The sequence below is a fragment of the Streptomyces sp. IBSBF 3136 genome (genome assembly GCF_036815105.1).
Lineage (GTDB): Bacteria > Actinomycetota > Actinomycetes > Streptomycetales > Streptomycetaceae > Streptomyces.
Window position 1 is genome coordinate 25389 of record NZ_JAJSZC010000110.1, and the last position, 9259, is coordinate 34647.

Sequence of the window (9259 nt, forward strand, 5' to 3'; positions counted from 1 at the left end):
CGTTTCCCCAGTCCTCCTTCGGGTCCGCGCGGTCAGAATCACCCGGAAGGAGGCCGAGGCTCTATGGCGAGGCCCGACAAGGCTGCCGCGGTTGCCGAGCTGACGGACAAGTTCCGCAGCTCCAATGCCGCCGTGCTGACCGAGTACCGCGGTCTCACCGTGGCGCAGCTCAAGACGCTGCGCCGGTCGCTCGGTGAGAACGCCCAGTACGCCGTGGTGAAGAACACGCTGACCAAGATTGCGGCCAACGAGGCCGGGATCACGCTGGACGACCAGCTCTTCGCTGGTCCGACGGCCGTCGCCTTCGTCACCGGTGACCCGGTGGAGTCGGCGAAGGGTCTCCGTGACTTCGCCAAGGACAACCCGAATCTCATCATCAAGGGCGGTGTCCTTGACGGCAAGGCGCTGTCCGCCGATGAGATCAAGAAGCTTGCGGACCTCGAGTCCCGCGAGGTTCTGCTCTCCAAGCTGGCCGGTGCGTTCAAGGGCAAGCAGTCCCAGGCTGCCTCTGTCTTCCAGGCGCTCCCGTCGAAGCTCGTCCGCACCCTGGACGCGCTTCGTGCCAAGCAGGACGAGCAGGGCGGTGCCGAGTAACTCGGCTCGCTTTCTGATCCTGGCCGCCTGACGCGGCGAGGGTCTCAGCGGGCCGACGTACGCCCGCCACACCCAGTACATCCGGCACCCGCCGAATTAGTGGAAGGATCGCCCATCATGGCGAAGCTCAGCCAGGAAGACCTGCTCGCGCAGTTCGAGGAGATGACCCTCATCGAGCTCTCCGAGTTCGTGAAGGCCTTCGAGGAGAAGTTCGACGTCACCGCCGCCGCTGCCGCCCCGGTCGTCGTGGCCGGCGCCGCCGGTGCCGGTGCGGGCGCCGAGGCCGAAGAGGAGAAGGACGAGTTCGACGTCATCCTCACCGGTGCCGGCGACAAGAAGATCCAGGTCATCAAGGTCGTGCGTGAGCTGACCTCCCTGGGTCTGAAGGAGGCCAAGGACCTCGTGGACGGCGCCCCGAAGCCCGTTCTCGAGAAGGTCGCCAAGGACGCCGCCGAGAAGGCCGCCGAGTCCCTCAAGGGCGCCGGCGCCTCCGTCGAGGTCAAGTAAGACCTTTCGAGGTTCCTCGAACCTCGGCACGCTGATTGCGGCCCCGTAGGTAGGGCTGTAACGCGAACGCACCGAAGAGCGATCATCCATCCGGGTGGTCGCTCTTCGGTGTATCCGGGGGTCGGCTTCGGTTGCCTTGCACTCGCGACGGCGAGGGGTATGGTGATCTTCGTTGTGTCTCCGGCCAGTCTCGTTTGGGCTGGGGGGCCTTGACGAACCGCACGCAGCGCGCAATTCTCAGGACGCGTCGTCACAAGGATCCGAATCCGAGGCATGGATCGACGGCGAAGAGGGCAGTATCAACGTGCGTTGAGGGCAAGCATGCCGAGGGCGTTGACGAGGGCGTTGAGCACTACGAGGGTCTACAGAAACCCGCGCTGGACATCAGTGTGCCAAGTGGCTACACTGACCCTTTGCGCTGCCTGTTAGTTGTCCCCTGCCCGTCACCAGGGGTCTGCCCTCACTCGAGCACCGATGACCGAACCTACCCTGACCTGGGGTTTCTGTCACCGTGCACGGAGAGGGACCGGCACGCGCGTAGTGAGTCCGAGCCCTCGGAAGGACCCCCTCTTGGCCGCCTCGCGCACCGCCTCGACCGCGAATACGAACAACGGCGCCAGCACCGCCCCGCTGCGCATCTCCTTTGCAAAGATCAAGGAGCCTCTCGAGGTTCCGAACCTGCTCGCGCTGCAGACCGAGAGCTTTGACTGGCTGCTCGGCAACACCGCCTGGCAGAGTCGGGTCGAGGAGGCTCTTGAGAACGGTCAGGACGTCCCCACGAAGTCCGGTCTGGAGGAGATCTTCGAGGAGATCTCCCCGATCGAGGACTTCTCCGGGTCGATGTCCCTGACCTTCCGGGACCACCGCTTCGAGCCGCCGAAGAACTCCATCGACGAGTGCAAGGAGCGCGACTTCACGTACGCCGCCCCGCTCTTCGTCACCGCCGAGTTCACCAACAACGAGACCGGTGAGATCAAGTCCCAGACGGTCTTCATGGGCGACTTCCCGCTCATGACGAACAAGGGCACCTTCGTCATCAACGGCACCGAGCGTGTCGTCGTTTCCCAGCTGGTCCGTTCCCCCGGTGTCTACTTCGATTCCTCGATCGACAAGACGTCCGACAAGGACATCTTCTCCGCCAAGATCATCCCGTCCCGGGGTGCCTGGCTGGAGATGGAGATCGACAAGCGTGACATGGTCGGTGTCCGCATCGACCGCAAGCGCAAGCAGTCGGTCACCGTGCTGCTGAAGGCGCTCGGCTGGACGACCGAGCAGATCCTCGAGGAGTTCGGCGACTACGAGTCGATGCGCGCCACCCTGGAGAAGGACCACACCCAGGGCCAGGACGACGCGCTGCTCGACATCTACCGCAAGCTGCGTCCGGGCGAGCCCCCCACGCGTGAGGCCGCGCAGACGCTGCTCGAGAACCTGTACTTCAACCCCAAGCGCTACGACCTGGCCAAGGTCGGCCGTTACAAGGTCAACAAGAAGCTGGGCGCGGACGCTCCGCTCGACGCGGGCATCCTGACCGTCGAGGACATCATCTCGACGATCAAGTACCTGGTGCAGCTGCACGCCGGCGAGACCGAGACCACCGGCGACAACGGCGACAGCATCGTTGTCGAGACGGACGACATCGACCACTTCGGCAACCGCCGCCTGCGCAGCGTCGGCGAGCTGATCCAGAACCAGGTCCGTACGGGTCTCGCCCGTATGGAGCGCGTCGTGCGCGAGCGCATGACGACCCAGGACGTCGAGGCGATCACGCCGCAGACCCTGATCAACATCCGGCCGGTCGTCGCCTCCATCAAGGAGTTCTTCGGCACCAGCCAGCTGTCGCAGTTCATGGACCAGAACAACCCGCTGTCGGGTCTCACCCACAAGCGCCGCCTGTCGGCCCTTGGCCCGGGTGGTCTCTCCCGTGAGCGGGCCGGCTTCGAGGTCCGTGACGTGCACCCCTCGCACTACGGCCGCATGTGCCCGATCGAGACGCCCGAAGGCCCGAACATCGGTCTGATCGGCTCGCTCGCCTCCTACGGCCGGGTCAACGCGTTCGGTTTCGTCGAGACCCCGTACCGCAAGGTGAACGACGGCCAGGTCACCGACGAGGTCGACTACCTGACCGCCGACGAGGAGGACCGCTTCGTCATCGCGCAGGCCAACGCCACGCTCAACGACGAACTGCGGTTCGCCGAGGCGCGTGTCCTGGTCCGCCGCCGTGGCGGTGAGGTCGACTACGTCAGCCCCGAGGACGTCGACTACATGGACGTCTCGCCGCGCCAGATGGTGTCGGTCGCGACCGCCATGATCCCGTTCCTCGAGCACGACGACGCCAACCGTGCCCTCATGGGCGCGAACATGATGCGCCAGGCCGTGCCGCTGATCAAGTCCGAGGCACCGCTCGTCGGCACCGGCATGGAGTACCGCTCCGCGGTCGACGCCGGCGACGTGGTCAAGGCCGAGAAGGACGGTGTGGTCCAGGAGGTCTCCGCGGACTACATCACCACGGCGAACGACGACGGCACGTACATCACGTACCGCCTGCACAAGTTCTCCCGGTCCAACCAGGGCACCTCGGTCAACCAGAAGGTCGTCGTCGACGAGGGCGACCGGATCATCACGGGCCAGGTGCTCGCGGACGGTCCGGCCACCGAGAACGGCGAGATGGCCCTGGGCAAGAACCTGCTCGTGGCGTTCATGCCGTGGGAGGGTCACAACTACGAGGACGCGATCATCCTGTCGCAGCGCCTCGTGCAGGACGACGTCCTCTCCTCGATCCACATCGAGGAGCACGAGGTCGACGCCCGTGACACCAAGCTCGGCCCCGAGGAGATCACCCGGGACATCCCGAACGTCTCCGAGGAGGTCCTCGCCGACCTCGACGAGCGCGGCATCATCCGCATCGGTGCCGAGGTCATCGCCGGCGACATCCTCGTCGGCAAGGTGACCCCGAAGGGTGAGACCGAGCTGACCCCCGAGGAGCGCCTGCTGCGCGCGATCTTCGGTGAGAAGGCCCGTGAGGTCCGTGACACCTCGCTGAAGGTGCCGCACGGCGAGACCGGCAAGGTCATCGGCGTGCGCGTCTTCGACCGCGAGGAGGGCGACGAGCTGCCGCCGGGCGTGAACCAGCTGGTCCGCGTCTACGTCGCGCAGAAGCGCAAGATCACCGACGGTGACAAGCTCGCCGGCCGTCACGGCAACAAGGGTGTCATCTCCAAGATCCTGCCGATCGAGGACATGCCGTTCCTGGAGGACGGCACCCCGGTCGACATCATCCTCAACCCGCTGGGTGTGCCGTCCCGAATGAACCCGGGACAGGTCCTGGAGATCCACCTCGGCTGGCTCGCCAGCCGCGGCTGGGACGTCTCCGGCCTCGCGGAGGAGTGGGCCCAGCGCCTCCAGGTGATCGGCGCCGACTCCGTCGCTCCCGGCACCAACGTCGCCACCCCGGTGTTCGACGGTGCCCGTGAGGACGAGCTGGCGGGTCTGCTGCAGCACACCATCCCGAACCGCGACGGCGAGCGCATGGTGCAGCCGACCGGCAAGGCGAGGCTGTTCGACGGCCGCTCCGGTGAGCCGTTCCCGGACCCGATCTCCATCGGGTACATGTACATCCTCAAGCTGCACCACCTGGTCGACGACAAGCTGCACGCCCGCTCGACCGGTCCGTACTCGATGATCACCCAGCAGCCGCTGGGTGGTAAGGCGCAGTTCGGTGGCCAGCGGTTCGGCGAGATGGAGGTGTGGGCCCTCGAGGCCTACGGCGCCGCCTACGCGCTCCAGGAGCTGCTGACCATCAAGTCCGACGACGTGACCGGCCGCGTGAAGGTCTACGAGGCCATCGTCAAGGGCGAGAACATCCCCGAGCCCGGCATCCCCGAGTCCTTCAAGGTGCTCATCAAGGAGATGCAGTCGCTCTGCCTGAACGTGGAGGTGCTGTCCAGCGACGGTATGTCGATCGAGATGCGCGACACCGACGAGGACGTCTTCCGCGCCGCGGAGGAGCTCGGTATCGACCTGTCCCGGCGCGAGCCGAGCAGCGTCGAAGAGGTCTGACGGGAGTCCGGTAGGGGCCTCGCCACCGTGTGAGGCCCCCGCCGACCCCCAGGCCCCCGTTTCAGACCACAGACTTACAACCCTGAGAGGGATTGACGCATAGTGCTCGACGTCAACTTCTTCGACGAGCTCCGGATCGGTCTGGCCACCGCTGACGACATCCGTCAGTGGAGCCACGGCGAGGTCAAGAAGCCCGAGACCATCAACTACCGCACCCTGAAGCCCGAAAAGGACGGACTCTTCTGCGAGAAGATCTTCGGTCCGACCCGGGACTGGGAGTGCTACTGCGGCAAGTACAAGCGCGTCCGCTTCAAGGGCATCATCTGCGAGCGCTGTGGCGTCGAGGTCACGCGCGCCAAGGTGCGCCGTGAGCGGATGGGCCACATCGAGCTGGCGGCGCCCGTCACGCACATCTGGTACTTCAAGGGTGTCCCGTCGCGCCTCGGCTACCTGCTGGACCTGGCGCCCAAGGACCTCGAGAAGGTCATCTACTTCGCGGCGTACATGATCACGTACGTCGACGAGGAGCGCCGTACCCGCGACCTGCCCTCCCTCGAGGCGCACGTCTCGGTGGAGCGCCAGCAGATCGAGAACCGTCGCGACGCCGACCTCGAGGCCCGCGCCAAGAAGCTCGAGACCGACCTGGCCGAGCTGGAGGCCGAGGGCGCCAAGGCCGACGTGCGCCGCAAGGTGCGCGAGGGCGCGGAGCGCGAGATGAAGCAGCTGCGCGACCGTGCGCAGCGCGAGATCGACCGCCTCGACGAGGTGTGGACCCGGTTCAAGAACCTCAAGGTCCAGGACCTCGAGGGCGACGAGCTGCTCTACCGCGAGCTGCGTGACCGCTTCGGCACGTACTTCGACGGCTCGATGGGTGCCGCGGCGCTGCAGAAGCGCCTGGAGTCCTTCGACCTCGACGAGGAGGCCGAGAAGCTCCGCGAGATCATCCGCACCGGCAAGGGCCAGAAGAAGACCCGCGCCCTGAAGCGGCTGAAGGTCGTCTCCGCGTTCCTGCAGACGTCCAACAGCCCCAAGGGCATGGTCCTGGACTGCGTCCCGGTCATCCCGCCGGACCTGCGTCCGATGGTGCAGCTGGACGGTGGCCGCTTCGCGACCTCCGACCTGAACGACCTGTACCGCCGTGTGATCAACCGCAACAACCGTCTGAAGCGGCTCCTGGACCTCGGTGCCCCGGAGATCATCGTCAACAACGAGAAGCGCATGCTTCAGGAGGCTGTTGACGCCCTCTTCGACAACGGTCGTCGTGGTCGCCCGGTCACCGGTCCCGGCAACCGCCCGCTGAAGTCCCTGAGCGACATGCTCAAGGGCAAGCAGGGTCGCTTCCGTCAGAACCTGCTCGGCAAGCGTGTGGACTACTCCGCGCGTTCGGTGATCGTCGTCGGTCCGCAGCTGAAGCTGCACCAGTGCGGTCTGCCCAAGGCGATGGCGCTGGAGCTCTTCAAGCCGTTCGTGATGAAGCGCCTGGTCGACCTGAACCACGCGCAGAACATCAAGAGCGCCAAGCGCATGGTGGAGCGCGGCCGCACGGTCGTGTACGACGTCCTCGAAGAGGTCATCGCCGAGCACCCGGTGCTGCTGAACCGTGCTCCCACCCTGCACCGCCTCGGCATCCAGGCCTTCGAGCCGCAGCTGGTCGAGGGCAAGGCCATCCAGATCCACCCGCTCGTCTGCACCGCGTTCAACGCGGACTTCGACGGCGACCAGATGGCCGTGCACCTGCCGCTGTCCGCGGAGGCGCAGGCCGAGGCCCGCATCCTGATGCTGTCCTCGAACAACATCCTCAAGCCGGCCGACGGCCGCCCGGTGACGATGCCGACCCAGGACATGGTCCTCGGTCTGTTCTTCCTCACCACCGACGGCGAGCTGCGTGACACCAAGGGCGAGGGCCGCGCGTTCGGCTCCACGGCCGAGGCGATCATGGCGTTCGACGCCGGCGAGCTGGCGCTGCAGTCGCAGATCGACATCCGCTTCCCGGTGGGCACCATCCCGCCGCGCGGCTGGACCCCGCCGGCCCGCGAGGAGGGCGAGCCCGAGTGGCAGCAGGGGGACTCGTTCCGCCTGCGCACCACGCTGGGCCGCGCGCTCTTCAACGAGCTGCTGCCCGAGGACTACCCGTTCGTCGACTACTCGGTGGGCAAGAAGCAGCTCTCCGAGATCGTCAACGACCTGGCCGAGCGGTACCCCAAGGTCATCGTGGCGGCGACGCTCGACAACCTGAAGGCGGCCGGCTTCTTCTGGGCGACCCGTTCCGGTGTCACCGTGGCCATCTCCGACGTCGTCGTTCCCGAGGCGAAGAAGGAGATCGTCCGCGGCTACGAGGCGCAGGACGAGAAGGTCCAGAAGCAGTACGAGCGCGGTCTGATCACCAAGGAAGAGCGCACGCAGGAGCTCATCGCGATCTGGACCAAGGCGACCAACGAGGTCGCCGAGGCGATGAACGAGAACTTCCCCAAGACGAACCCCATCTTCATGATGGTTGACTCGGGTGCCCGAGGAAACATGATGCAGATGCGGCAGATCGCCGGTATGCGTGGTCTGGTGTCGAACGCGAAGAACGAGACCATCCCGCGTCCGATCAAGGCGTCCTTCCGTGAGGGCCTGTCCGTGCTGGAGTACTTCATCTCCACGCACGGTGCCCGTAAGGGTCTGGCGGACACCGCCCTGCGTACCGCCGACTCGGGTTACCTGACCCGTCGTCTGGTCGACGTCTCGCAGGACGTCATCATCCGCGAGGAGGACTGCGGCACCGAGCGCGGTCTGAAGCTGCGGATCGCCGACCGCGGCGCGGACGGCGTGCTGCGCAAGACGGACGACGTCGAGACGTCCGTGTACGCGCGCTGCCTCGCCGAGGACATCGTGGTCGACGGTCAGGTCCTGGCCCCGGCCGGCACCGACCTGGGCGATGTCCTCATCGAGGAGCTCGTCGGCCGTGGCGTCGAGGAGGTCAAGACCCGCTCGGTCCTGACCTGCGAGTCCGCCGTCGGTACCTGCGCGATGTGCTACGGCCGTTCGCTGGCCACCGGCAAGCTGGTCGACATCGGTGAGGCGGTCGGCATCATCGCCGCCCAGTCCATCGGTGAGCCCGGTACCCAGCTGACGATGCGTACCTTCCACACCGGTGGTGTGGCCGGTGACGACATCACCCAGGGTCTGCCCCGTGTGGTCGAGCTCTTCGAGGCCCGTACCCCGAAGGGTGTCGCCCCGATCTCCGAGGCCTCCGGCCGCGTGCGGATCGAGGAGACCGAGAAGACCAAGAAGCTCGTCGTCACCCCGGACGACGGCAGCGACGAGACGGCGTTCCCGATCTCGAAGCGTGCCAAGGTCCTGGTCCGCGACGGCGACCACGTCGAGGTGGGCCAGCAGCTCACCGTGGGTGCCACCAACCCGCACGACGTGCTGCGCATCCTGGGTCAGCGTGCCGTCCAGGTCCACCTGGTCGGCGAGGTCCAGAAGGTCTACAACTCGCAGGGTGTGTCGATCCACGACAAGCACATCGAGATCATCATCCGGCAGATGCTGCGCCGTGTGACGATCATCGAGTCCGGCGACGCGGAGCTGCTGCCGGGCGAGCTGGTCGAGCGCTCGAAGTTCGAGACCGAGAACCGTCGTGTGGTCCAGGAGGGCGGTCACCCGGCCTCCGGTCGTCCGCAGCTGATGGGTATCACCAAGGCCTCGCTGGCGACGGAATCCTGGCTGTCGGCCGCCTCCTTCCAGGAGACGACCCGAGTCCTGACGGACGCGGCGATCAACGCCAAGTCCGACAGCCTCATCGGCCTCAAGGAGAACGTCATCATCGGTAAGCTCATCCCGGCCGGTACGGGTCTGTCCCGCTACCGCAACATCCGGGTCGAGCCGACCGAGGAGGCCAAGGCCGCGATGTACTCGGCCGTCGGCTACGACGACATCGACTACTCGCCGTTCGGCACGGGCTCCGGCCAGGCCGTTCCGCTGGAGGACTACGACTACGGTCCGTACAACCAGTAAGCGGGCAGCTTGAAACCGAAGGGGGGGCCCCCCCCCCGGGGGGGGCCCCGCGGGGGGGGGGGGGGCCCGCCCCCCCGGGGGGGGGGGGGGGGGGGGGGGG

At 66.6% G+C, this 9259-nt stretch carries 4 protein-coding genes; all 4 read left to right on the forward strand.

All coding sequences use genetic code 11. From position 1 onward, the window contains the following. The first annotated feature begins 63 nt into the window (after positions 1-63). Positions 64-594, forward strand: a complete 531-nt coding sequence (gene rplJ, locus V7E45_RS22975) for a 50S ribosomal protein L10 (RefSeq protein ID WP_333776081.1) — start codon at positions 64-66, stop codon at positions 592-594. A 117-nt stretch (positions 595-711) separates the two neighbouring features. Then, positions 712-1101 (forward strand): 50S ribosomal protein L7/L12, encoded by a 390-nt coding sequence (gene rplL / locus V7E45_RS22980; RefSeq protein ID WP_333776082.1) that lies wholly within the window; start codon positions 712-714, stop codon positions 1099-1101. A 570-nt stretch (positions 1102-1671) separates the two neighbouring features. Beyond that, entirely contained in the window at positions 1672-5157 is a 3486-nt protein-coding gene (gene rpoB, locus V7E45_RS22985) for a DNA-directed RNA polymerase subunit beta (RefSeq protein ID WP_333776083.1), read from the forward strand. Between the two features lie 102 nt (positions 5158-5259). Next, the gene (locus V7E45_RS22990) at positions 5260-9159 is read left to right on the forward strand and encodes a DNA-directed RNA polymerase subunit beta' (RefSeq protein WP_333776084.1); all 3900 of its coding nucleotides are present in this window, start codon (positions 5260-5262) and stop codon (positions 9157-9159) included. Positions 9160-9259: the final 100 nt, after the last annotated feature.